Below are 26,397 nucleotides of genomic sequence, written 5' to 3'. Positions count from 1 at the left end.
AATACCGTGAAAAGGTGCTAAAACTTTAAAAGCGAAATCCCTGACCGAGCTGTAGTGGATATCCGGCAAAAAATCGCCACTTTTGCTAAACAAAAAAAGAGATCGCTTGTTAGAAATCGCTAAAACCAAAGTGGCGTTGCAGGAGCTGCTGCAGCCCCATCGCCGTAGCGGACGGCGCATTGCGTTCGTACCCACAATGGGTGCACTGCACCGTGGCCATATCGCCCTCGTCAATGGAGCCAAAGATCTGGCGGACGTGGTCGTTTGCAGTATTTTTGTCAACCCCACGCAATTCAATGACCCGACGGATCTGGAGAAATACCCCCGCCCCATCGAGCGCGATATCGAGCTATTGGAGCTTGCCCACTGCGACATCCTCTTCTACCCTTCCGTAGAGGAGATGTACGGCACCAACGAGCAGTGGCAGATGGATCTGGGCGAACTGGAAAACGTACTCGAAGGATTACACCGGCCGGGGCACTTCCAAGGGGTTACACAAGTGCTGAAGAAGCTGTTCGACGCGGTGCACCCCGATATTGCCTGTTTCGGGCAAAAAGACTTCCAGCAATATAAAGTGGTGGAATATATGGTTAACCGCCTGAAATTACCGCTCCGCATCGAGCTGTGCCCCACCGTGCGCGAACCGGGGGGGCTGGCCATGAGCTCGCGCAATATCCGGCTCTCGGCAGCCGGGCGCGAACAAGCGCAACAGCTATACAAGGTACTGAAGCAGACCAAGGCGGACCTGCCCCGGAAAACCCTTGCCGGCTTATGCGAAGACGCGACGCAAGCGCTGGACAACAGCCCCGGCATCCGGGTGGAATACTTTGCTATCTTCCATGCCGATGACTTTACCGCAGCCAGTGAGGCCTCACGTGGCCGGCCGCTGATCGCATTGGCAGCCATCTGGGTAGAGGGGGTACGACTGATCGACAATCTCCTTTTATCGCCGTAAACCGGCTAGGCGGCGTGGGCCGGTTAAAATAATAGTGATTTCCGCCCACAGGTGGTCGGAATTTCGTCCGACCAACTGTGCGGCGGCGTAATAATTAAACCGCTGTATAACCGCCATCGATGGTATAGTAACCACCATTGATAAAAGACGTGCTATCCAAACTCAAAAACAATACTAAATTCGCAACCTCCTCCGCATTTCCCAGACGTCCGACAGGATGTTTAGTGACCAACGCATTATACGTGTCCCGGTCTAACGAATTCAGTAACGGCGTGTCTATATATCCGGGGCCTATGGCATTTACCCTGATATTCTGTGCAGCATATTCTACCCCAAAATTGCGGGTGAGCCCCAAAACGCCATGTTTGGCGGCAGCATACCCTACCGAACCCGGCACAGCCGTGACACTATGGATAGAACCTACATTGACGATAGCACCACCACCGTTTTTCAGCATCTGCGCCGTTGCGTATTTGCAACCATAAAAAACACCGTTCAGGTTGATGTCTATGATGGTCTTCCAATCCTCAATACTCTGTTCTGCTGCTGGAGCGAGCGCGCCGCCGATACCGGCATTGTTGCAGGCAATATCCAAACGCCCATAATGCTCCACCGCTTTTGCCACCAAAGCTTCCACCTCTTCCGGAACGGCGGTATTGGCTTTCACGTAAATAGCATCGCCACCGGAAGCAAGGATTTCATCCACTACGGATTGGCCGTGCGCATCATTGATGTCTGACACTACCACTTTGGCTCCCTCCTTAGCATATAATAACGCTATCGCTTTGCCAATGCCAGAACCTGCTCCGGTTACAAAGGCTACCTTGTCTTTTAAACTTCCCATATCAAATTGTTTTAAAAATGAATCAACTAGTAAAACTATTGAAAGATACGGAATATTTTAATAGTTATAAAGCTAGCAACCGAAACCCGGATGAAGTAAGACTGCTATTGGCCACGAAGACCGTATCTGCGGACGCATCTTTATTTTTATTTTCCGTATCTTTGCCCCATGGTTATCGAGGTACTGAAATCCAAAATCCATCGGGCACGCGTTACCCAAGCCGAACTCAATTACGTGGGGAGCATCACGATTGACGAGGACCTGATGGATGCGGCGAACATCATTGCCAACGAGAAGGTGCAGATTGTGAACAACAACAACGGTGCTCGCTTCGAAACGTACGTCATCAAAGGCGAACGCGGATCTGGTATGGTGTGCCTCAATGGTGCCGCCGCCCGGTTGGTGCAGGTCGGAGACGTCGTAATTATCATCTCTTACGCACTGATGGAACAGCAAGAAGCAAAGGAATACCAACCGATTCTGGTATTCCCGGATGAAAACAACCGGTTGATACAATAGATGATATCGTAGACTATTGGGTGAAATCTGTGAAGAGACATAATAACATACGTGCAAGGCTTGCTCTGTTCCAAGCTGTGCTGTTCTGCTTGATTGTGGCCAGCGGCACGGTGTTTATGCACAAACACAAGACACGCGATGGACGCATTGTCATCCACACACACCCCTACAACCTCAAGACTGACCCCAACAAGAACCCACACCACCAGTCCGAAACGGAAGTATACCTATTGGATGCTATTTTCCAGGGCAGCTTCTTGCAAACGGACTTCACCACCTACGAGCAGCCTATCGTGCAACCGCTTACGGTAGCATATATCCCTTACCACATAAGTAAGATACGGATAGATACGCCCAACTCCCGCTGCCCCCGCGCACCCCCATATTTCAACTAGATTACCTCCTTTCTGATTAACCACCCAATCGGCGAGCGCGCTACTGCTACCGGTTGGCAGCGATGATTAAAACACATTTGTATCTAGTTGATTCTTATGAACCAAAAACACGTTATAACAAGTTTCTTGTTGTTATGCTATGTGCTCTTGGGCTATGCCCAACCCACTTCATCCATTGAAGGCACCGTTACAGACCGGGCGGGAACCGCCATTCCATGGGCCACTGTTTCCATTGCCGCACTCAAGACGGGAACCACCGCCGATAGCACCGGGCGGTTCCTGCTAACAGACGTTCCTGCTGGAAACTGGGAACTGGAAGTGAGGTACATAGGTTACCAACCCCACACCGTATACATCCGGACAAATGGGACTACGCCGCTCCGCGAAGACATTGTGCTCACCGACGTAGGCACCTCACTGGATGAAGTAGTAGTATCCGGCACGATGAAAGAGGTATCAAAATTGGATAGCCCGGTGCCCGTAGAGGTGTACTCTGCCAAGTTTTTTAAGTCCAACCCGGCCCCCACGGTGTTCGACGCGTTGCAGAACATCAATGGCGTGCGGCCCCAGCTCAACTGTAATATCTGCAACACGGGCGACATTCACATAAACGGTTTGGAAGGCCCCTATACGATGGTCCTGATCGACGGCATGCCCATCGTAAGCGGCCTATCTACCGTGTATGGACTGAGCGGTATTCCCCAATCGTTGATTGAGCGCGTGGAAATCGTAAAAGGCCCCGCATCGACACTCTATGGCAGCGAAGCCGTAGGCGGTCTTATCAATATCATCACCAAAAACCCGAAGACTACACCCACACTGGCAATCGATGCATTTGCAACCAGCTGGGGTGAAATCAGTGCTGACCTTGCTGCTAAGACCCGTGTGGGTAATAGTGTGCAATCGCTCGTTGGCATTAGCTATTTCAACTACCAGAACCCCATGGATAACAACAACGATAATTTCACCGATGTGACACTCCAGCACCGGGTGTCGCTATTCAACAAATGGAATATCGACCGCAGCGATGCCCGGGTATTCTCATTTGCGGCACGTTATGTTTACGAAGACCGGTGGGGTGGAGAGCTGGGCTGGAACCGTCAATACCGCGGCGGGGACCAGGTCTATGGAGAAAGCATCTACACCAACAGGTGGGAGCTCTTCGGCACCTACCAGCTACCGGTGAAAGAGCATATCCTGTTCATGTTTAGCACAAACGGCCACAACCAGAACAGTGCGTATGGCAACATGCCCTTTTTGGCCGACCAATACATCGGGTTTGGCCAGTTGACCTGGAATAAAACCTTAGGAAGCCACGACCTGCTCAGTGGGCTGACGTATCGCTATACATTTTATGACGACAACACGCCGGCCACGGCAGACCCTTCGGATGTTGCTATCAATAAACCGATGCATACCCGGCTACCCGGCGCGTTTGTACAAGACGAAATCTCGCTCGGCGAAACCAACAAAGTATTGCTGGGCGTACGGTACGATTACAATTCCATCCATGGCAGTATCGTCACGCCCCGTATCAACTATAAGTGGAATTCACGGAACCAAAACAACGTGCTGCGCCTAAGCTTCGGTAATGGGTACCGGGTTGCCAACGTATTTACCGAAGACCATTCGGCCCTTACCGGGGCGCGGGAAGTCGTTTTCGAGTCGGAGCTCGCCCCCGAAACCTCCTGGAATGGCAACGTGAATTTTGTGAAGAAAGTGCCGCTGCAGAGCGGGGGCATCATAGGCTTCGACGCCACCGTGTTTTACACCTATTTCAACAATAAAATCATAGCTGACTATGATACCGATGCCCAAAAGATTTTATTCGGGAACCTCGACGGCCACGCCATCTCCAAGGGCATCTCATTGAATGTGGACGTGGCCCTGATGAACGGCCTGAAACTGATGGCCGGCGCAACCGCTATGGATGTTTACAGCGAAGAACATAACCAGAAGGTGCAGCAGCTTTTCACCGAGCGCTTCACGGGTGTGTGGAGTGCCAGCTACACGCTAAAACGGTCCGGGCTAACCATAGACTATACGGGCAATGTCTACGGTCCGATGCGCCTACCACTGCTGAGCGATGCCGACCCGCGGTCGCCAAACTCACCGTGGTGGAGTATCCAGAACATCCAGCTCAGCAAAGCCTTCCGGAATGGCCTCGAAGTGTATGGCGGTATCAAAAACCTATTGGATTGGACCCCCAACCGGGGAAACCCGTTCATTATCGCCCGGCCACACGATCCGTTCGATAAGCTCGTCGATTTCGACGGCGATGGCCGAGCAATCGCCACACCGGAGAACCCTTACGGCTTAACGTTCGATCCATCGTATGTATTCGGGCCAAACCAAGGAGCCCGGGGCTTCCTGGGTATCCGTTACAGTTTTTATTAAGGGTAGATTACCAATACCCACGATTTAGGAGGAGTGCATGTTTAAGAGATTCATCAGTATCGGACTTATCTCCCTACTGGCAACGATTGAGCCCTTACCTGCGGCCGCCCAGCTTACAGCTGTTCCTATCAATGAATTGACCGACAGCATGCGGGTCCAGCCAAAACCGGCGTTAATTTTGATTTCGACCAGCTGGTGCACGTATTGCAGAATGCAGCAGGTCCAACTTAAGAAAAGTAGTACCGTATTCCAAGCTGCACCATCGCAGATATACTTTTCGGAACTCGATGCCGAAACCAAGGAGGACCTCATGTTCAACCATAAAACTTATCGGTTTGTACCTTCCGGCGCGTCTACCGGAAGCCACGAGTTGGCATTTACGCTGGGGAATATAAACAACCGATTGGCCTTCCCCACATGGGTACTGGTGGATAGCAATTTTGAAATTATCTTCAAGTTCCCCGGCATACTCAAGGCCGCAGAGCTGGCCGAACTGTTGGAAACCGTGCGCGATGCGGCTCAAAAAAATTTGGAATAGCTAAATTTTTTTACGTTTTTTGTAAAAATATTAACAACTACCTATGTTGAAGTACGTGGCTTACATCACAATCTGCGTAGTCGCGTTGCTGTCTGCGTGCGAACCGAGTGGTAGTGAATCAATGGAGCCTGCGCTAATCAACGAAACGATAACTTCTTCAAATCAAGGCCCAGCTGTCAAGGAAGACAACCATACTGGCAATCTCGACTCCAACGCGATGGAGGCACTGGCTGTGGTGAATGAATGGCGGCAAAAGGGCTGCAAATGTGGAGATGTGTCTTTGCCCCCTACCAGCAAAGTAACCTGGAACACCAAACTTTACCAAGCCGCATTAGCACACGCCAAAGACATGCACCAAAACAATTACTTCAGCCATACCAGTCCGTCGGGAGCTAATGTCTATAACCGGCTTGTGGAATCGGGATACATCGATGACAGCCGCACCATTCTTACGTACGGCGAAAACATTGCTTTCGGCGATTTCGACCTGCAAGCCGCCGTCCAGAAGTGGCTGGGTAGCCCGAGCCACTGCGCCAACTTGATGCGCGATTCTTACAAAGAGATGGCTATTGCACATGATGGCAACTATTGGGTGCAGGTTTTTGGTGCTACCCGCAACTAATTTTTTCCTTACACCCATCTTTTTTATCCGCCGCTTGTAGCGAAAAGGAGAACCTACACGTCTATACACTCGACAGGAAACAAAACTGGTCTGTTTATGTTTGTTAAATAGTGTTAACAGGTCAATTAATCGGATTATTTAAATAACTTTGCAGCCTGCAAGGTTGAAACAACAAAATGATGAAAAAAGTAAATGTACTGGTGTTGGGCGCTTTGATCGCTATGGGATTGTCGTCGTGCATCAAAGATGGAGAGACGTATGATCCGAATGCGCAATACGAGATTGAAAAACCATTGATCGAGGCCTATGCGCAAGAATATCTCGACAACCCGAATTATAAGGAATTTCAGGGTATGCGTATTTGGTTCGAAATCGTACAGCCGGGTGATCCGGGGTCATATCAATACAAAGTTGATGAAAACTCGGGCAACCCTTTATTTGTTCCTGCGGAAGCAATTGTCTCATATGAAGGCCGTTTAGTCAAAACGAACACTGAATTCGAGTCTAAAGACGACCAGAAATTTATAATTTCCCTTAGTAGCATCATTCCGGCATGGCAAATCGCTTTTTTGCCAGACAAACTTCGCTATAACGACGAGGGCGGATTGCTCGATGAACCCATTGAGTTTGGCGGATTGACGGAAGTAGGTCTTCAGGCAGGATCAGTGATTCGCATCGTTACGCCATCTTATTGGGCATACCAAAACCAGAGTCAAGGAAGTGCCATCCCACCGAACTCACCACTATATTTCGAGATCACCGTTTCGGAAATCAAAGACTACGAAGCTAATAACTAAATTACAACATCCCTTCACGTACTATGATCAAATCGACTCCTTGTATTGCGGCTATCGGCATCGTGGCCATCGTGTCATTGATGGCTTGCTCCAAAAAAGAATACCAATCGTTTGAGGAGTTGGATAACGCAAATATCCGTGCGTACATCGAAAAGAACAACCTTACGGTACATCAGTACAAGGAAACCGATTTGTTTTACCAAGTGCTGGAAGAAGGAACCGGAAGCCCCATTGACTATACCGAGAAATACCCGGTGGTCTATACGGTGAAAAGTCTAGATGGTGTCTACAACGCAGCGGACACCTTAGACGCCAACAGCCGTTATGCCGACTTCTTCGGTTACTTCCCTTTTGGATCCTCGTATGCGGGTACCCCCACCGTTGAGCGCCCCGGCGACTTCAAAGAGGTCATCCGCGACGTACTGCAACACACCAATGGGAAAATCCGGATCATCGTGCCCTCGCGCCTTATGTATGGGAGAAAAGGGCTCCCAAGCCTAGGCATCCCCTCAAACGCGTCGCTCGATTATGTAGTTACCGTGCACGATAATTTCACCAACTACGAAGACGGCGTAATCCAACGGATGATAGCTAATGCATCGTTAAATATCGATGAGTTCACCAAACGGGAAGACGGCATTTATTACCAAATCATCGAACAGGGAACCGGCGATGCCATTACGGCCGACTCAACCGTAACGGTCGACTACACATTAAAAGACCCCGAGGGCAATGTGCTTGACTCAGGTACCGACAGTGAATTCAGTTTGGCCGGCGGGGTTATTACCGCGTGGTCCAAGATCGTGCCTTTGATTAATAAAGGAGGTAAAATCCGCTTTTTTACACCGAGTGATCACGCCTATGGAAGAACCGGAAGCACCAACATTGCCCCTTTCCTATCGCTCGATTTTGAAGTGGAAGTTAAAGACGAGTAAGCGACGGATTCATCGACCCCTGTACCGCGATTCTTCTAATAGCTGTTGGGCGTCATTCATACCCAATAGCTCTGTGAGGGTCACTTCCGGATTCCGCTCCATATAGGCTCGCACCATTTTCCAACCGATGAACACCCCCAGTTTAGGTGCAGACTCATTCTGCTCACCCAGTTCGGGGGTAAATGGCGCTTCGCCCAAGTACTTCTGTATCCGGTTATAATCGGCCTCATAAAGGAGGTTCTCTTGTAAAAACCACGCCCAGATATCGCGCTCGAAATGATTCGCCCAGTCCCATTGGGCAGTGGTGTAACCGATCAGAAGACTATCCGCTATATTGGGCATGGTCCGTTCCATCACATACATCACTTTTCCTTGGTATACCATGTGTTGCAATAGACTTACATCCAAGGCGTCTTGCGGGTATAGCTCTTCGCGGACGTAACTTTCAACTACCCGTGGAACGATATTTTCCGGAGTAAAACGCCTGGAAAGATATTGGGGGATGCTGCTACGCAGCGCCGGATAAAACTTGGAGTCTGCCCCCAGGAACATGTCGAGCCCGATGCCAATGTAATCTGCTCCGATAGGTGTCTGTACGGCAAAACCGGAAAAAAAAGCAATGAAGCGGGGGATATCGATTGCTGGGAAGTAATACTTCAAATGCCGGAACGCGTCGGTCAGTCCCGCTTCCTGCACGTCCATATCAGGGTAGGTTTCATAAATGCTCGCTTTAAGTGCTGCAAAATCCGGTGTGGCAATGACCTCTTTCAGTATATCTGCGATGTAGACACTATCCAGTGGGTTGCCAACCTCAAGCATATACTGCATGTAGTCTGCATAGAAAAATCCGTAGTGCTGCAGCCATTCCCGGTTCTTCAAGAGGATGTTGGCCGGGGTAAGGCTATCCAGTGCTTTATCGAAACGTTCTACAGTAATGTCCACGTCGATGTGGCTTACGTCTACCCGTTCGCGGCGGCCACATGAAAACAAGCTAATAATTAAAAAAAAGCAATAAATTTGTCGTGTGTGGATTTCGAGCATCATTTTTGTTTATTAGCTGCCAGCGAAGTTAAGGATTTTGACGGGTTTCACGGAACGTGGATCTGGGATGAGCCGAAACGAATGAAGCGGGTTAAACAGATTCACATGGATTTATTTTGATATGCGAAAAAAAACAACACCTTATTGTATTCTATTGGCTTTTTTACTTGGCTCGTTCAGCGGCCATCGTACCTATGCGCAAGACTATTACAGCTCTACGTACCAATACAAGCCGGTTTCGTTGGGCATTACTTTCGCGCCGAACATGGCGTGGATGCGCCACGGCGACGCAGAGGATTACCGAAACACACCCAAATTCGGTTTTGCATACGGCCTGCTTGCTGACTTCGCATTTACCGAAAACTACTATTTCGCTACCGGATTGCTCATCAACACCCTTAATAGTGACGTGGAGTATACCGACCTCACCCATAGCTACCGGTTGCAATATGCTGAAATTCCCCTGACGCTTAAGCTGAAAAGCACGATGCGTTATTTCCGTAGCTATTACGGCCAGTTCGGTTTCACCGGTGGTTTAAAGCTCAATGCCAAGGAAAAATCGCCCGCAAGTACGACACGCACCTCGATGGGCGATGAGGCAGACTTTTTCCGCCTGGCCCTGCAGATCGGGGGCGGGGTGGAGTGGCAGCTCGACCACAATATGGTGATGGTAACCGGACTGAGCTTCAACAATGGTTTTACCCGTGCTATCAAAGCGGGCGAGCCCCGCAATTCTTATGTAGCATTCAATTTCGGCATCTTTTTTTAACCTGTTACCGCCAACCCGCGACACCACATGATCATTGCATTAGCACAACTTAACTACCATATCGGCAATTTCGACCGCAATACGGCAGCCATCGTCAGTACCATCCAGGCTGCAAAAGCCCGGGGGGCCGACCTTATCGTTTTTGCCGAACTGGCCATCGGTGGCTATCCGGCCAAGGATTTACTGCGGTCGCCCGCGTTTTTAGACCGGTGTGAGGCTGCCGCTTCCGAAATCGCAAGCCACTGTTTCGGGATTGCCTGCGTCATCGGTGCCCCTGTTCGTAACACGACCGGAAAAGGGAAACCCCTCCATAACGCGGCGCTATTCATTGAGTCAGGTAGTGTGCGGCAGGTGGTAAACAAAGGGCTTCTCCCCGACTACGATGTATTTGATGAATACCGGTATTTCCAACCTGCCGAAACATTCAACTGCATCACTTACAGAAGCAAAAAAATCGCACTTACCATCTGCGAAGACCTTTGGAACATCACGTCGCCGCAGCTGTATCGCAGAAGTCCCATGGATGTACTGGTGGATGAGCACCCAGACCTAATCATCAACATCGCGGCATCGCCGTTTTCGTACAACCACCTCAATGCGCGGCTGGAGGTATTGCGTACCCATGCCAAAGACAACGGCGTTGGGCTGATGTACTTAAACCAGGTAGGCGCACATGCTGATATCATTTTCGATGGCCGATCAATCGTCCTTTCACCTACGGGCGAGCTGGTCGATATGATGGCCTCGTTTGCCGAGGCGGTAAATTATTATGAATTAGACGACAGCAACGGTATCCGCCCGATGCAGCCGGCAGATACCGACTACCACCCATTGGAAACGCCACTGATTCATCAGGCACTGTTGCTTGGCATACGCGACTATTTCAGCAAATCGGGATTTGCCAAGGCCGTGGTTGGACTATCGGGGGGGATTGATTCGGCGGTCGTTGCAGCGCTTGCCTGCGAGGCCTTAGGGGCCGAAAATGTCATGGCCGTACTGATGCCTTCGGTATATTCGAGCGACCATTCCATCACCGACGCGCTGGATCTGGTCCGCAATACAGGTTGCCTACATGAAACCATCCCTATCCAACCCATGGCTGAAGCATTTGAGCAGGGCCTTGGCACGGCATTCCGCGACTTGGCACCAGATGTTACCGAAGAGAATATCCAAGCCCGCATCCGCGGCACGTTGCTGATGGCTTTCTCCAACAAGCTGGGTTATATCCTGCTCAACACATCCAATAAGAGTGAGGCGGCCGTTGGCTACGGAACGCTGTATGGTGATATGGCTGGAGCGCTGAGTGTAATCGGCGACGTTTACAAAACGCAGGTCTACCATTTGGCGAACTACCTCAACCGCAACGGGGAAGTTATCCCGCAACACACCATCACCAAACCACCTTCCGCAGAATTGCGGCCAGACCAGAAAGACAGTGATTCGCTGCCCGACTACGAACTGCTGGATGCCGTGCTCTTCCAATACCTCGAAAACGAAAAGAGCGCCACGCAAATCATTGCTCTCGGATTTGAAGAAGCGTTGGTAAATCGTGTGTTGCATTTGGTAAACAGGGCCGAATTTAAGCGTTTCCAGGCCCCGCCTGTATTGCGCGTAAGCAGCAAAGCCTTCGGTGCTGGGCGTGCCATGCCGCTGGTAGCTGCTTATCCGTTGTAACCAAAGCGGCCCGTAAGCACCCCATCCGCTACCGGAGAGTACTTAAACAACGACTGCGATACGTCATCAACCTGTTGGATTAAACCATCGCTGCCGAACGTCGTCTAATACTTTGTAAACAAATTTTCAGGAGATCGCAGCCATGAAAAGATTCGTTTTATATCTCGTCCCCTTGGTAGTGGTAGTGCTGGCATCGTGTTCGGCTTATCAATACCACACCACAAAAATACAAAGCACCGATTTCTCGCAATACCATACGTATGGTTGGTTGCAGCCCGTGGATTCGTTGTCTAAATCATATTTCGACAACGATATTGCCAATGCCAACATCCTGGAAACGGCCAACCGCGAGCTGGAAGCTCGAGGACTCACTTATAGTAAAGACAACCCTGACCTGCTATTCCGATACATCGCAATCGTGAATAATAAAAGTCGTCCCGTATACGGAGGTTATCCTTACGGCCCTTGGGGCATGTGGGGGTACAACCCGTGGATGTGGGGCCCACATTGGGGTTATGGATACGGTTGGAACCGTCCCGTAGGCCAAGAGCGCTTTCGTTTGGGCCATATCATCATCGAGGCCCGCGACAGGCGGTCGAATACGGTGATTTGGCAGGCACGTGGCAGCGGCCAGGTACGTAGTCCCGAAGAAGCTATCAACAAGCTGCCCGAAATCGTTATGGGCGTATTCGGCGAATTCCCGGTTGCTAAGCAATAAGCGGCCAAGGCCAATGACCCACTATTCCTATTCCATGTTATATGGATTGCCGTAACGTGAGGTAAAACGGTACCTCCTCGTGCCGCTGGGTGTCTTCTAAGATGAGTCGGGCGGCCGTCTCCCCCATCCGCTTAAAGTCTGTCGAAATGGTCGTGATACCGTCGAGGATGAACTTCTTCAGCGGGGTCTCATTGTAGGAGATGATACCGACGTCGCGGCCGATTTTCAATTTGAGCGGGATGATCCGGTCTAACAACTTCACCAAATCATCTTCCATCAGATTGATGTAGACCTCACCTGCGGAGATGGGTTCATCCGAAATGTCACTCACCAACAGGTGATTGAAGGCATATTGCTGGCAGAATCGGTAAAACCCTTTAATAATCCCCTTCGGGAAGTAGCTCTTGTCTGGAAAAATCAGCTTCAACGTGTGGTATTTGCTTAGCCGTTCTTTGGCCTGCTCCAATGCATTGTAGATGTCCTTCTCGAAATTTTCATAAACCGCGGCGTATTCACCGCCGACCTCCGGCACCAACTTATCCACGAGCACCAGTTTCTCTTTGGGGATATTGTTGATGATTTCGCCCGCCTTATCACGCCCTTCAATGAAATGGGGGATGATAACATAATGCGTGTAAGTCTGTCTAAGATTCTCCAGCAGCTTACGGAACAGCGAAAGGTCGTTGTTATAAACATAAAAATCGACAGAAGCATCGCTACCTATTGCATCCACAAATGCATCATAAACAATTTTCTTATGTGCACTCAACTTGTTGAAAAATAAAACAATCTGAAGTTTGCGCTTAAAGTCTGCATTCGTTACATAATACCCTTTTCCGGGCACAGACCCTAAAACCTCCAATTGTTTAAGATGTTTATATCCCTTTTCGGCCGTATCACGTGATATTTCCAGTGCATAACTCAGCTCATTGATAGAGGGAAGCATCTCATCCTTTTTGATGTTCCCGTTTTCTATGGCACTTATAATCGCATTGGCCAGCTGTTGGTATTTAGGTGTGGCCGAGTATTCGTTGATATGGATATGTTCAAGTACAGACGCTGGTTTCATAATTTATTCCTTTTTATTACCAACTTCAACCGTGATATTTCGTTCATTATGGCAAGTAAAATACCTCCATGAGGGGGACGGCAACCGGCGAGTTATCCGCATTGGTCTCCATAATATCGGCCATATAGGCCCACCATCGCTGCACAATGGGGTTGCTGCCCAAATCCTGCGACGATTGCCCACCCTCCTGCCCCTGCACGGCAAACAGGGTATTGGTATCTTCATCCAGAAAAATGGAGTAATCACACACCCCATTCGCTTTCAACAGCTCAGCCAATTCAGGCCAGATTTCATCGTGGCGCCTCTTATACTCTGCTTGGCACCCCGCCATCAATTTCATCTTAAACGCTATCCGTTGCATATCTTGTCAATTATAAGTCCATGCGATCGGGAACTGCCCGCGGTATAATAACCGAAGACAATAATACGATAAAATTTCTATTTTTGGGTGGTCCATACCGACGACTATGGTTATTACACTCCTTATCTTAGGTGCTGCCATCGTACTATTTGTTTCGGGCAAAATACGTTCAGACCTCGTGGCATTATGCGCGTTGTTGTCGCTCGTCCTTTTTGAGGTACTTACGCCCGAGGAGGCGCTATCCGGCTTCTCGAGCACGATTGTGGTGATGATGATCGGGTTGTTCATCGTAGGTGGCGGTATTTTCCAAACCGGCTTGGCCAACATGGTAAGCAACCGCATCGTCCTCCTGGCTGGCAGCAGTCCTTTCAGGCTGTATGTATTGGTTATGCTCACTGCCTGTGTAATCGGTGCGTTTGTGAGCAATACGGGGGTTGTAGCTATGCTGTTGCCTGTCGTTGTCAGCCTAGCCGCCACGGCAGGTATGAGCAGCAGCCGCCTGCTTATGCCAATGGCTTTTGCGAGCAGCATGGGCGGCATGCTTACGCTTATCGGCACACCGCCAAACTTGGTCATCAGTGATGAGTTGGTGAAGGCTGGATTTGAGCCGCTTTCGTTCTTCTCGTTTACACCGGTGGGACTGATTTGCGTGGCAACCGGCATGCTTGTACTATGGCCCCTAAGTAAGAAATACTTATCTAAAAACACCAAGCAAGAAAAGGAACGGAAACACCAAAAAACATTACTGGAACTCACCAGAGACTACCAACTGGCCAAAAGCCTATACCGTGTACACATAAAATTCGGGTCGCCGCTCGTCAACAAAAAAATCCGAGAGATGCGCCTGGGTGAGAGATATGGTATCACAATTTTGGAAATTGTGAAGAAAAGCAAAAAGCACATCCCTTTCTCTAAGGCGTTTTATCAAAAGGTGGTTTCTCCAGACACCGTTTTGGAATACGGCGACATCCTGTATGTAAGCGGCTCGCTTACATCCATCGAGTCTCTTGTGAAGGACAATAAACTGGCATTCGACGACTATGGGGCAGATGGAAGCCCAGTGCCGTTTACGGGCAACCTGATGTTTGATGAAGTGGGGCTTGCCGAAGTGGTTGTACTCTCAAACAGCCGCTTGGTTAACCAAACGGTCAAAGAATCCCTATTCCGCCAGAATTACCGGCTCAACATCCTGGGCATCCACCGTCGCAACCGCTACCTGGTTGACAACATCAAAGACGAAACCATCCGTGCCGGCGATGCTTTGCTCGTCCAGGGTGAATGGAAAAACATCGATCGGCTCAGCGGCGCGTCCAATGAGTGGGTGGTGGTGGGGCAGCCCCTTACGGAAGCCTCGAAAATAACGATAGACCACAAGGCTCCCTTGGCGGCCTCCATCATGGTGGCCATGGTAATGTTGATGGCTTTCAATATTTTGCCAGCTGTCACCGCCGTGATGGTGGCTGCCATGGCGATGGTGATATCGGGCTGCCTTCGCAATGTGGAGGCAGCCTACCAGACCATCAATTGGGAGAGCATCCTCCTGATTGGCGGTATGCTGCCCATGTCGCTGGCTTTGGAGAAAACAGGGATTTCTTCGGCGATATCCGAAATGCTGGTGACCCAACTCGGTGGCCAAAGCCCTGTGATCCTGCTTGCGGGCATCTACCTTGCAACATCGGCGTTGACCATGTTTATCAGCAATACCGCTACAGCTGTACTGTTTTCCCCCATCGCGGTTCAATCGGCCCTGCAGATGGGAGTCAGCCCCCTCCCTTTTTTATTTTCGGTGGCTGTGGCTGCCAGCATGTGTTTTGCCAGCCCGTTCTCCACGCCGCCCAATGCGCTTGTCATGTCGGCCGGACGCTACACGTTCATCGATTACGTAAAAGTAGGGCTACCTCTGCAGCTGCTTCTTGCCGCAATCATGATGTTGGTATTACCGCTACTATTTCCTTTTTAATCTGCACTCTATCCGGTTTAGCGGCCTGATAAGCCGCGGACCATTGGTACTTCTCGCCCCATTCGGCGGCACAGGCTTGGTAGCGGGTATCGGGGTTGATGGCATATAGCGCCATCAACCCCGTATAAATACACCGCTCGCACCCAGGCATTTGCCCGCTGGTATAGGTTGATGACGATTGCACGGATTTACCACCCCGGGTTTTGCATAGCCGCCTTCTCATCGGCTGTGAGCGGTCTCCCATCTTTCTGTATCGCGTCCAAGAAACTTTGGGGTATCGGGCGGACATAGTGTTTATTCTCCAGGGGTTGTGCCTCGTCGTTGAATAACGTTGCCCGCTTTACCAAGGTTTTTGTCCGAGCAAGGTCTTCCCAGCGCATCAACTCGCCCATCAGCTCACGCGAACGTTCGTTTAGGATAAAACTGATAAATTTATCCGCATCTGACGACACCCCCAATTCATCGTAAAATTCATTCGGGGAGTTGAAGATATCGGCGACACTATTGAACCGTAGGTTGTCAACGGTAGCGTCGGTGGTCTCGGCCATATTGTTCGATTCGAAATAGGTATTTCTATCGGAATAAGACACAAACTCGGCGGTATTGGCGGCCGTGTTATTGAGGTAAGAGATGCCACCATCTGAATGGAATGAACGGTCTTCATCTGTTTTATATGCAGCACGCTCGCGCAGCGCATTGATATAAGGTAATGCCTCGGCGAACCTGCCGAGTCTACCGAGTGCTTCTGCCGCGATCAGGTAAGTTTCGGCTACACGCGCCAATATGCCGTCGCGTTGCCCGAATTGTGATGAAACACTGGTACGCGAGCCATCGGCAAATTTGGAAAGTGCTACAAAACGGCTTGCTTCGAAGTTCCCATGTCCGCCTTTCATATTTTCCGGTTCGCCCGCGAAATAGCGAACAAACATATGCGGGGCGCGTCTTTCAATATTCGTGGAGAGGCCTGGGTCGGCCACGAGTGGGTCGGGGCTTGTATACCGGGTGTCTCCGGCGTTGTTCACGATGTATAAGATTGACTCTTCACCACCGGAAAACTTTGGCTTTCCCACCAAATCGGGGCTTGGTGCAAATGCTTCCGACCAAACAGGAGCATTATTCGGCCGATTACATAGGTACTTGGTTTTGAAACTCTTCCAAAAGCGGGAATCGTTTACGCGGTCATAAACATCCAATGCATAATCGGTGGAACGCAACCGTTGAAATTCCCGTCCACCGGGAATATCGCGCTGCATACCCGTAATATTTTGGTACACAGAAGGGTAGTAAAGATGTATCTGATTGCCGTACCGGCCCTGTGTAGCGACGTTATCGGAGAACTGGGCAGCCAAGATTACTTCCGACAAACTCTCGTTGGCACCATTCACCTCAGTAAAGTTCCATAAATCGCGGAAATCGGTGGCCAGGGTATGGTACCCACTGTTGATCACTTGCTCGGCATAGTTCAATGCCTGTTGCAAGTCGGCATCACGGGTGGAACTGTTCCAATCGTTATACAGCTCACTGGCACGGAACAGATACACCTTGGCCAGGAAATGCGCCGCTGCCCATTTCGTAATCCGCCCGGGTTGGGCCGGCGTTGCAGGAAGCAGTGTATATGCCTCGGTGAAATCAGCTATGATTTGTTCGTATACTTCTTGAGCGGTATTGCGGGTAAACATCAGTTCGACGGTTGTAGACGGTTCTAATTTCAGGGGTACGCCACCGAACTGTTTTACCAGTTTGAAGTAATCAAAAGCTCTCATGAAGTAGCCTTCGCCAAGACGCGTGTCCCTGTCAGCCCCGTCGCCATAGAACTGCGGGATATTCTTAATGACGATATTCGCCGTATTGATATTCCCATACATGTTGTCCCATATCGAGGCCACGTACCCCGTCATGGAATTCAGACCGGCATCATACGAGTTCCAAACCTGCTGGCCGCGGTCGCCTCCAACAGAAAATTCATCGACACCATAATTGGTGGTCACGTAGGCCCACTCGTAATTGAAGTGGAATTTCAGGCTTTGGTACATCCCCGTGACCAATCCTTCCAGCCCTTCCTGGGTTTCGAAGTCTTGCGTACTCCGCGCCGTAATCAGGTCCTCGTGCAGGAAGTTCTTGCAGGAAACCATTCCCGTAGCGCAACATACGAGTATGATATATTTAGATATTTGCGTTATTCTTTTCATCGTTATAGTCTTAAAAACCAACATTCAGTCCGATTACAAATCCACGATTATAAGTAGAGCCGCCCAGATCGGGGTCGATCCAGTCGATATTCGAATAAAGTAGACCGGGGTTCATTACCTGTGCGTATATTTTAAGGTTGTCCATGCGGAGCCTATTGGATATCGTTTGGGTCAGCGTGTATCCAAGCGAAACGTTGCGGAGCTTGATGAATGATCCGTCTTGATAATTCATCGATGTCCGATACGGGTCTCCCCCGGCATTGCCGTAATTGGGGGCCGGATATTCGTTTGTAGGATTATCGGGTTGCCAGTAGTCCAATTTCCGCTGGGCGAAGCGGCCTTGCAGGTATTCGCCGCCGCCGAGTGTGGTAAATCCGAACCGGCCGAAGATGAAGAAGGTCAAGTCCCACGATTTATAGCGGAACGCATTGTTGAAGCCTGCTGTCCATGCCGGTGTAGAATGACCTACGATGCGCCGATCAAAGTTAGCATCGATCCGATAGTCGCCGTCCAAGTCGGCCACCCGTATATCACCCGGCCGGAACGCGTGTCCATTTGCATTGAATTTCTCCATTTCAGCGAGGTCTTCGGCTGTATTCTGCCAAATGCCTTCTTTAAGGTAATCGTAATAGACCGATAGGCGTTCGCCGATGAACCAGCCGTTGTTGACATCATCGACCTTGCCGTTGGCCAGTTCGACGATACGGTCATTGCTGGCGGTCAGGTTCAAGTTGGACACCCATGAGAAGTTGGGCTTTTCTATATTCACGGAATTTATCGACAGGTCGACCCCCTTATTGGACGTCGAGCCGATATTGGCCCATGTTGTCGTATACCCGGTGAGGGAAGGGATGGACATCTGCAACAGCAGATCCGTTGTTTTTGAGGTATACACATCCAACGATCCGTTGATACGGTCACGGAAGAGGCCAAAGTCGAGGCCCAAGTTCCACTGCGTGGTCCGCTCCCAGCCGAGGTCCAAATTGGCCATTGGCGCCGGATCGCGTAGCGACGCGTCTGACGAAACGTAGCCGGGTTCAACCATGCTGCCCCATGTATAATATAAGGTTTGCACCCCTCCTTTTGTAAAATAAGGATCGATCGCCGCATTACCGGTGCTACCGAACCCAACGCGTAATTTCAACTGGCTTACCCAGTTTACATCGGCCATAAACGATTCCTGGTCCATGCGCCATGCAAAAGCCGCAGAAGGGAAAAGATCCCATTTATTACCTTCGGCAAGCTGTGAAGCACCGTCCCAACGGACCGAAGCAGTGAGCAAATACCGGCTGTCATACCCGTAGTTCACGCGGGCCATATATGACAGCAATTGCGACTCGGACAATCCGGAGCCGAAACCATCCAGTTCACTTACCGAATTCAATTGGTACCACCGCTGGCTATTCCAAGGCAAATCAGTGGCGGTCATTGTTGAAGATTCCGTGCGGTTGCCCGTGGCACTTTGCAGGAGGGTTACCCCCACATCGTGCTTGTCAGCAAAAGTCTTGTCGTAGTAAAGTAGGTTATCCAGTGTCCATGAAAATCGGGAAGTCTGGTTGAGCTGGGCATAATTCGTCGATCCGGGCTCTCCTGCACCCCGCTCTGCAGCTCGCTCGTCCATCCACCTGCCATTCCGGAAGTGGTAATAATCTGGACCGAAATTGAGGCGGTACCTTAAACCATCGAAAATATTCACCTCGGCATACACATTGCCCAAGGTTCGCAGCACGCGCCGCTCATTGATGGTAAACTTATCGTCGCCTATCGGGTTACGGATATTCACGTCGCCCCCTGGCAGATTAATCCGATCGCCGTTCTCATCGAAAGGGACAGCATAGGGCAGCATTCCCTGGGCCGCGAAATAGAGGTTGGCCGCACCTGTTGACCCGCTACCTTGATAGCCATAGTTCTGATCGCCACTGGTGGCGGCCAAACTACCACCAAACTTAAACCACTTCACCGGGTTCAGGTCTACAGCAAACTTGCCGGTGTAGCGTTGGTAGTCTTGTCCTAATACCGTACCGCCTTGATTAAGGTAACCAAACGAGCCGTATGCCTTCATCTTCTCCGTGCCGCCGCTTGCGTTTATGGAGTGGTCGTGGGTAACCCCGGTTTTCAGCACCATGCCGGTCCAGTCGGTGGTAGACACCAAGCTACCGTCCCACGTGCCGTTCTGCCATCCTTTGGCCGCATTCGCCGACGCGATGGCGTCACTGCCGAAGATACGCTGGTCTGCCTGTTCGGTGGGTACATCAGGATACCGATTCGGGTTATCTTCCGGCAACCGCCTATATGCATCCCGCCTGAACTCGATATACTCGGCTGCATCCATCATTTCCATGCGATCGTACATGTTTTCAATGGTGGCAACGGCGAGGTAATTGAGCGACAATTTACCCTCCTTTCCCTTTTTTGTGGTAACCATGATGACACCGTTCGCGCCCCTCGACCCATAGATGGCCGTGGCCGATGCATCTTTCAGGACATCGATCGACTCAATATCCGAAGGATTCAATGCCTCAATGCCACCCGCTGCGAGGGGGATTCCGTCTACAACATACAGCGGCGAATTGCCGGCGCTTAACGAGCGTACGCCCCTCACTCGCACGCTGCCCATTTCACCCGGCCGTTCATTGGAAGTAATATCGACACCGGCCACCATGCCCTGCATGGCTTGAAGGGCATTAGCAACTGGCATCCGCCGTACTTGCTCCGAGCCGATGCTCGCTACGGCACCGGTGAGGTCTGCCTTTCTAACCGTGTTGTAGCCCACAACGACTACTTCATCCAAATGGCTTACCGTAGGTGACAATCGGGCATCCAATGTGGCACCCACCACTTCTATTTCTTTTGATTCGTATCCAAGGAATTGAAACGCCAATACGTCTCCTTGACTGGCCGTGAGCTGGTATGCACCCGCAGCATCGGATTGCGTAGCCTGATTTTGGCCTTTGACCGCCACGGTTACCCCTGCCAACGGTATGCCCGAATCTGCATCGGTAACGCGCCCTTTAACCGTAAACATTTGCGCGTCCTGCGCAAACAACGGAACGATTGAGCATGCTGCCAGCAATAGCAAGCAACAGCATCGCTTGGCCCCTTCCATCGAAGTAATCCTCTTTTTCATCCTCTTTTCTGTTTATCTTGTTTAAATATTTGGTTTTAATTGCATCTGCTTTTACCCGGTGCGATTCCCGGTATCTCTCAATGGTTACTAATCGGATACTTGGCTATAACACTGCAAATCTACCGGAGAGACCCGCTGCGAATCGGTAAAATTGAACCAAAATACCGGCAAAAATGTTCCATTTACATTTTTAGGGTCGATGGATAGCCATACGAGTTGCAATTCCGCATTTCCCTCCTTATATTTACACCTACCAATTTTCAAATCGGGGGATAACCTAAATATTATGGTGATGCATTACCGATATATAATTACCTTTTTACTGATACCGTTGGCCATCTGGTGCAACGCCCAAGCACCCCATTTACGATTTGACCATATCACATCCGAGCACGGGTTGCCACAGAATACCATCCATGGTATTGTAAAGGACAAATATGGGTTTATGTGGTTCGGCACCTGGTCGGGGCTATGCCGATACGATGGTTACCAGTTTAAAATCTACCGTTATGACCCTGAAAATCCCAACAGTATCAATAACAACCGGATACATAATATCCTCAAGGATGAAACGCAGGACCTTTGGGTGATGACGTTTGACGAGCAAACCCTCTGTAAATACAACTACCAAACCGATGATTTTGAACGAATTCCGATAGATAAGGCGCCAGCCGATATGCAAAAATTGATATCGCGGAAAAACTACCACATGAACACCTCTTTCCTGCTGGGCAACCTTGAATGGCGGCTTGAACGGCGGACCAACACGCTGGTGGAAACCGACTTAACAACCGGAAAGGAGAAGCACTACACCGCGAAACCCGGTATCCGTGGCTCATTAAATGACTCTTATGTCAGTGATGTTTACCTTGACGACGAGAACATACTATGGGTAGGCACCTACAGCAACGGAATCAATAAAGCCAACCTAAATGCCAACCCATTCCATAACCACTACCATATCCCAACGGACAAAAACTCTATCATCGACGACAACGTGCGCACGTTGTGCGAAGACAAGGAGGGTAATCTCTGGGTAGGTACGCGCGACCAGGGCATAACAGTCGTAGGAAAAGATGGCAGTTATCGCCACCTACAGCATGATGTAAACAACCCGGAATCGCTTCGAAGCAACCAAATACGCTATATCCATTGCCATTCGAGTGGGAAAATCTGGATTGGCACCAAAGAAGGCCTCGACCAATACGATCCGAAAACGGAGAAAATCAGGCACTTCGACATGCTCGACCCCGACTACTCACCTATATATGGCATTACCGAGGATCGCGATAACCAGGTGTGGTTTGCCACATGGAGCGGCATTTATCGGTATGCACCGGATATCGACAGCATGATCCATTTTGCCCCTTCTGAAACGTTACTGAACGAACACGCATGGGTGGTGTTGGAAGACCGCAACGGTAAACTCTGGGTGGGCACTGAAGGTGGGGGAATAAGCATCCTTAATAAAGATACGCCCGGTAGGTTAACCCTCGAATATCAGTTCGTCCATAGACAAGACTCGGCAAACAGCATCAGCGACAACCGGGTATATGCCTTATATGAAGATAGCGATGGTTATATGTGGATAGGTACGGGTAACGGGCTGAACCGCTTCGACCCTGACAACCATACGTTCCAACATTTGTCGGTTTCTCCCAATGGCCTTCCAAACGCCATGATCGCGGGTATTACCGAAGACGACAACGGATTTCTTTGGGTAAGCCACAAAGCTGGTATCTCACGGATCGACAAACAGTCGCTGTCCGTCCGTAACTACTCACAGCAAGATGGATTGCAGAGCAACGAATTTCTGGAAGGCGCCGTATTGAAGAGCCGCTATTCGGGGAACTTATATTTCGGGGGGAATAAAGGCTACAATGTATTTAATCCCGACAGCATAATATGTGATACACGGCCTCCCGAAATTGCATTTACCGAGCTCCAAGTCCTCAATAAGCATATCCACGTAAACCAGAAGGTCAACGGCAGAGTACTTTTGGAAAAGCCGCTACACCTTACCGATAAGCTTGCGCTGGGTTACCGCGACAAAAGTTTTGCCATCCAATTTGCGGCCCTGCATTACACAAACCCGGCACGAAACAGATACGCCTACCTTTTGGAGGGATTCGACGAGGGCTGGATTTACACCGATGCTTCACACCGTGTAGCCACCTATTCCAACCTCGCCCCGGGCACGTATGTCTTCAAGGTAAAAGCATCGAACAGCGACGGGATTTGGAGCCCCGAGCCGCAAACATTGACCATCTCGGTTGCCCCCGCTTTCTGGGCGAGTACATGGGCCTATACCATTTACGCACTTATCTTCGTCGGTTTACTTTATGCCTTCTATTACTATGTAGTGCGCTATGCCAAGCTCAACAGCAAGCTGGCCTATGAAACCATCCTCCATGAAAAAGAAAGGCAGCACCACGAAAGTAAAGTCCAATTTTTCACCAATATTTCACACGAAATCAAAACGCCCCTTACCTTAATCCTGGCACCCATACAGCAACTGCTCAGCCTCAGCGGCACAAATGGAGCGATGAAGAGCCAACTGCGTACCATGAAGGCGAATGGGGACCGCCTCGTCAAGCTGATTAACCAACTGCTGGATATCCGCCGGCTTGAAACAGGCAATGAACGGTTAGCTGCCGAACAGCGTGACGTTATCGACTTCGTTCACGAGATCACCGATTCGTTCCAGCACCTTGCCCAGCTCGGGAACATCACACTGACCACGACAGCTGAAGTAACTCCCTTATACGGCCAATTCGATCCGGACAAATTGGAAAAGGTACTCTATAACCTGCTGTCCAACGCATTCAAATTCACGGGTGATGGCGGACATATTGACGTGCATGTACGCACCGAAAAACAAGATACCCCATCGGTCATCATCGAAGTAGCCGACAACGGTCTAGGTATCGCCCCGGAAGACCTGCCACATATTTTCGATCCCTTCCGCCAAGGTAAGCTAAACAGCGCTGGTGGCACCGGCCTCGGGCTGGCTTATAGTAAATCGCTCGTTGAACTCCACGGCGGCACCATTACCGTACAAAGCGAGACGGAGGGGATCGGTGAAAACCGGACCGTGTTTTCGGTCCGTGTTCCCTTAAAGACGGACAACCTGCCAGCACCACCTCAACCTTTTGCAGCCCAGAAAGACCCAACGGATGCGCCCCCAACGGATAATAGGCCATTAATTGATAAAACAGCTGGTGAACCATCGGGTGTAGCACCCAATTCGGAACGGCAATACAAACTGCTGCTTGTAGAGGACAACCACGGGATGCGGAATTACCTCGCCGATTTTTTTGCCAACCAATACCATATCATCAAAGCAGCCAATGGTGCGGAAGGGCTTGCGGCAGCCGTTAAACATGCACCCGATATTATTGTGAGCGATGTGATGATGCCCGAGATGGATGGATTTGCCTTGTGCAAAAAGCTAAAAGCTGATATCATAACCAGCCATATTCCGGTAATCCTATTGACTGCCCGAACGCTAATTGAGTATGAGATCGAAGGTATTAAAACCGGAGCCGATGATTACATCATCAAGCCGTTCAACCTGACCCTCCTTTCGCTCAAGGTGGCAAACTTATTAACCACTAGGATTAAATTGCGGGAAAAATTCAAAAGCCAGGTAACGATCGAACCGTCCAAGCTCAACACGGTATCCCCCGACGAGCGACTTCTAAAACGAGTGATGACTTATATCGAAGATCAGCTGGCCGAACCTGGCCTCAGCGTAGATGATATCTGCGAAGCAATCGGATTAAGCCGTACACAGCTATATCGCAAAATGAGGGCATTAACAAGCCTGAGTGTTGGCGACATCATCAGGGAAATCAGGCTCAAGCGCGCACAGCAGCTGCTTCACGACAAAAAATTCAACATCAACGAAATCGCATACATGACGGGGTTCTCTGACCCCGACTATTTCCGGAAGTGTTTCAAGGCCAAATTCGGCATCTCGCCTTCGGAGTATAGTAAGCGGAGTGTCTAAAAAGGAAACTGGCAACGATTGCGCAGTTATTTATCGGCATTCGTTTCGATTTAACTGGTAATGTTACTATCCTTGCTATTGAGTAGAAATCCAGTTATCATACCATGAGATTATTTTCGAGTATAGCATTGTTAATGGCCTTGTCATTTCATGCAGCAGCCGAAGACCGGTTTCCGGATGGCACACCGATTCCGGCTTGGTTTCGCCAGATTACGCCAACCGACATAAGCCAGCTGGGCACACCCTATCGGATTACGGACCATGGGGTGGCTAATGACAGCACAGTACTCCAGACCGAAAAGATACAGGCGGTCATTGATAAAGCGTACGGAGCCGGTGGCGGTGTCATTATCATCCCGGCCGGCACTTTTCTCAGCGGCTCGTTATTTTTCAAGCCCGGGACCCACCTACATTTGGAAGAACACGCAGTAATCAAGGGTAGCGACGACATCAGCCATTTCGAATTGCTCCCTACCCGGATAGAGGGACAGAACCGCAAATATTTTGCTGCGCTGGTCAATGCAGACCACGTGGATGGATTTACGGTATCAGGCAAAGGTACATTGGACGGGAACGGCCTGCGGTATTGGAAATCATTCTGGTTGCGCCGCGCGTTCAACCCCGACTGTACCAACCTGGATGAGATGCGGCCCCGTTTGCTGTTCGTATCCAACAGCAAAAATGTACAGGTATCGGGTATACGGCTTATCAACTCGCCGTTCTGGACAAGCCACTATTATAAGTGCGAACATGTGAAACTACTCAATTTACACATCTTCGCACCCCGTGCGCCGGTGAAGGCGCCGAGCTCGGATGCCATAGATTTGGACGTATGCCGCAATGTACTCATCAAAAACTGCTACATGTCGGTAAATGACGATGCCGTGGCACTCAAAGGCGGCAAAGGGCCTTTCGCCGACCAAGACGAGAATAATGGCGGAAACGAAAACATCATTATCGAGGACTGCCACTTTGGCTTCTGCCACAGTGCACTCACCTGCGGCAGTGAGTCTATCCACAACCGGAATATTATCCTGAGAAGAACCACGGTGAACGACGCACAAAGGCTTCTGCACCTGAAAATGCGGCCGGATACACCGCAGAAGTATGAGTATATCTTATTGGAAGATATCGAAGGCAGCGCCCAGACTATGCTCGACATCCGGCCGTGGACCCAGTTTTTCGACCTGCAAGGTGAGAAAGACATCCGCTTGGGCTATGGCTCACATATCACCCTCCGCCGTATTGCCATGAGCACAAACACCCTTTTCGGCATCAAGGCTTCCGACCAGTATAAGCTGTCGGATTTCACGCTCGAGGATGTTGCTGTCATAGCCGAAGGTGAGCAAGAACCACCTAAAGGTTTCATCCGAAATCTGCTGTTGGATCGGGTCACGGCAAACGGCGAACTCCTTTTAAACTTTTGGCAGTAATTGGCAGTAATTGGCAGCGATCACTGCCAATCGCTGCCAGTT

The 26,397-nt window shown here is 50.2% G+C and carries 21 protein-coding genes; 14 read left to right on the top strand and 7 right to left on the bottom strand.

All coding sequences use genetic code 11. The features are described from left to right. Positions 1 to 106 precede the first annotated feature (106 nt). On the top strand, positions 107 to 955 hold the full coding sequence (gene panC, locus NGM62_RS13320) for a pantoate--beta-alanine ligase (protein WP_262248643.1): 849 nt from the start codon (positions 107 to 109) through the stop codon (positions 953 to 955). A gap of 94 nt (positions 956 to 1,049) precedes the next feature. Here panC and NGM62_RS13315 read toward each other — a convergent pair whose 3' ends face one another. Beyond that, positions 1,050 to 1,799: an SDR family NAD(P)-dependent oxidoreductase gene (locus NGM62_RS13315; RefSeq protein ID WP_262248642.1), complete on the bottom strand. Its 750-nt coding sequence runs from the start codon at positions 1,797 to 1,799 to the stop codon at positions 1,050 to 1,052. Positions 1,800 to 1,967: 168 nt separating this feature from the next. On the opposite strand from NGM62_RS13315, the gene panD reads away from it, so the two are divergent. From panD to NGM62_RS13280, 7 genes are all read left to right on the top strand, one after another. Continuing rightward, complete coding sequence (gene panD / locus NGM62_RS13310; RefSeq protein WP_262248640.1) at positions 1,968 to 2,318, top strand: aspartate 1-decarboxylase; 351 nt, start codon at positions 1,968 to 1,970, stop codon at positions 2,316 to 2,318. A gap of 29 nt (positions 2,319 to 2,347) precedes the next feature. After that, positions 2,348 to 2,713 carry a hypothetical protein gene (locus NGM62_RS13305; RefSeq protein ID WP_262248638.1) on the top strand — a complete coding sequence of 122 codons (366 nt, stop codon included), beginning with the start codon at positions 2,348 to 2,350 and terminating at the stop codon, positions 2,711 to 2,713. Between the two features lie 96 nt (positions 2,714 to 2,809). Beyond that, positions 2,810 to 5,110 carry a TonB-dependent receptor gene (locus tag NGM62_RS13300; protein WP_262248636.1) on the top strand — a complete coding sequence of 767 codons (2,301 nt, stop codon included), beginning with the start codon at positions 2,810 to 2,812 and terminating at the stop codon, positions 5,108 to 5,110. Between the two features lie 37 nt (positions 5,111 to 5,147). Then, positions 5,148 to 5,648: a thioredoxin family protein gene (locus NGM62_RS13295; protein WP_262248634.1), complete on the top strand. Its 501-nt coding sequence runs from the start codon at positions 5,148 to 5,150 to the stop codon at positions 5,646 to 5,648. Positions 5,649 to 5,691: 43 nt separating this feature from the next. Next, positions 5,692 to 6,270 carry a CAP domain-containing protein gene (locus tag NGM62_RS13290; protein WP_262248632.1) on the top strand — a complete coding sequence of 193 codons (579 nt, stop codon included), beginning with the start codon at positions 5,692 to 5,694 and terminating at the stop codon, positions 6,268 to 6,270. 176 nt (positions 6,271 to 6,446) lie between these two features. Then, positions 6,447 to 7,067: an FKBP-type peptidyl-prolyl cis-trans isomerase gene (locus NGM62_RS13285; RefSeq protein ID WP_262248631.1), complete on the top strand. Its 621-nt coding sequence runs from the start codon at positions 6,447 to 6,449 to the stop codon at positions 7,065 to 7,067. Positions 7,068 to 7,090: 23 nt separating this feature from the next. Then, positions 7,091 to 8,002 carry an FKBP-type peptidyl-prolyl cis-trans isomerase gene (locus tag NGM62_RS13280; RefSeq protein ID WP_262248630.1) on the top strand — a complete coding sequence of 304 codons (912 nt, stop codon included), beginning with the start codon at positions 7,091 to 7,093 and terminating at the stop codon, positions 8,000 to 8,002. A gap of 9 nt (positions 8,003 to 8,011) precedes the next feature. On the opposite strand, the gene gldB is transcribed toward NGM62_RS13280, so the two are convergent. Beyond that, positions 8,012 to 9,046 (bottom strand): gliding motility lipoprotein GldB, encoded by a 1,035-nt coding sequence (gldB, locus tag NGM62_RS13275; protein ID WP_449301315.1) that lies wholly within the window; start codon positions 9,044 to 9,046, stop codon positions 8,012 to 8,014. 118 nt (positions 9,047 to 9,164) lie between these two features. Here gldB and NGM62_RS13270 point away from each other — a divergent pair, with 118 nt between their 5' ends. The 3 genes from NGM62_RS13270 to NGM62_RS13260 all read left to right on the top strand — a co-directional run bounded on the left by NGM62_RS13270 (position 9,165) and on the right by NGM62_RS13260 (position 12,204). After that, entirely contained in the window at positions 9,165 to 9,812 is a 648-nt protein-coding gene (locus tag NGM62_RS13270) for a PorT family protein (protein ID WP_262248627.1), read from the top strand. Positions 9,813 to 9,839: 27 nt separating this feature from the next. Next, on the top strand, positions 9,840 to 11,486 hold the full coding sequence (locus NGM62_RS13265) for an NAD+ synthase (protein WP_262248625.1): 1,647 nt from the start codon (positions 9,840 to 9,842) through the stop codon (positions 11,484 to 11,486). Between the two features lie 142 nt (positions 11,487 to 11,628). Then, positions 11,629 to 12,204, top strand: coding sequence for a DUF4136 domain-containing protein (locus tag NGM62_RS13260; protein WP_262248623.1), 576 nt, complete (start codon positions 11,629 to 11,631; stop codon positions 12,202 to 12,204). Positions 12,205 to 12,241: 37 nt separating this feature from the next. On the opposite strand, the gene NGM62_RS13255 is transcribed toward NGM62_RS13260, so the two are convergent. Beyond that, complete coding sequence (locus NGM62_RS13255; protein WP_262248621.1) at positions 12,242 to 13,273, bottom strand: GntR family transcriptional regulator; 1,032 nt, start codon at positions 13,271 to 13,273, stop codon at positions 12,242 to 12,244. A gap of 46 nt (positions 13,274 to 13,319) precedes the next feature. Further along, entirely contained in the window at positions 13,320 to 13,634 is a 315-nt protein-coding gene (gene rhaM, locus NGM62_RS13250) for an L-rhamnose mutarotase (protein WP_262248620.1), read from the bottom strand. Between the two features lie 106 nt (positions 13,635 to 13,740). Here rhaM and NGM62_RS13245 point away from each other — a divergent pair, with 106 nt between their 5' ends. Continuing rightward, positions 13,741 to 15,594, top strand: coding sequence for an SLC13 family permease (locus NGM62_RS13245; protein ID WP_262248619.1), 1,854 nt, complete (start codon positions 13,741 to 13,743; stop codon positions 15,592 to 15,594). Here NGM62_RS13245 and NGM62_RS13240 read toward each other — a convergent pair. Genes NGM62_RS13240 through NGM62_RS13230 form a run of 3 tightly spaced genes read right to left on the bottom strand, consistent with a single transcriptional unit; the run spans position 15,557 to position 20,910 of the window. Beyond that, positions 15,557 to 15,778 carry a hypothetical protein gene (locus NGM62_RS13240; protein WP_262248618.1) on the bottom strand — a complete coding sequence of 74 codons (222 nt, stop codon included), beginning with the start codon at positions 15,776 to 15,778 and terminating at the stop codon, positions 15,557 to 15,559. The genes NGM62_RS13245 and NGM62_RS13240 overlap by 38 nt on opposite strands. 4 nt (positions 15,779 to 15,782) lie before the next feature. Then, on the bottom strand, positions 15,783 to 17,783 hold the full coding sequence (locus NGM62_RS13235; protein ID WP_262248617.1) for a RagB/SusD family nutrient uptake outer membrane protein: 2,001 nt from the start codon (positions 17,781 to 17,783) through the stop codon (positions 15,783 to 15,785). Positions 17,784 to 17,793: 10 nt separating this feature from the next. After that, positions 17,794 to 20,910, bottom strand: coding sequence for a SusC/RagA family TonB-linked outer membrane protein (locus NGM62_RS13230; protein ID WP_262248616.1), 3,117 nt, complete (start codon positions 20,908 to 20,910; stop codon positions 17,794 to 17,796). A gap of 286 nt (positions 20,911 to 21,196) precedes the next feature. Between NGM62_RS13230 and NGM62_RS13225 the strand changes: the two genes are divergently transcribed. Beyond that, a complete protein-coding gene (locus tag NGM62_RS13225) occupies positions 21,197 to 24,922 on the top strand; it encodes a hybrid sensor histidine kinase/response regulator transcription factor (protein WP_262248614.1) in 3,726 nt (1,241 codons plus the stop codon). A gap of 134 nt (positions 24,923 to 25,056) precedes the next feature. Further along, the gene (locus NGM62_RS13220) at positions 25,057 to 26,355 is read left to right on the top strand and encodes a rhamnogalacturonidase (protein ID WP_262248612.1); all 1,299 of its coding nucleotides are present in this window, start codon (positions 25,057 to 25,059) and stop codon (positions 26,353 to 26,355) included. The last annotated feature ends 42 nt before the right edge of the window (positions 26,356 to 26,397 follow it).

Source organism: Parapedobacter soli (genome assembly GCF_025460835.1).
Taxonomy (GTDB): domain Bacteria; phylum Bacteroidota; class Bacteroidia; order Sphingobacteriales; family Sphingobacteriaceae; genus Parapedobacter; species Parapedobacter soli.
Note: the sequence above shows the minus strand (reverse complement) of the source record. Positions and strands in the feature narration are given on the sequence as shown.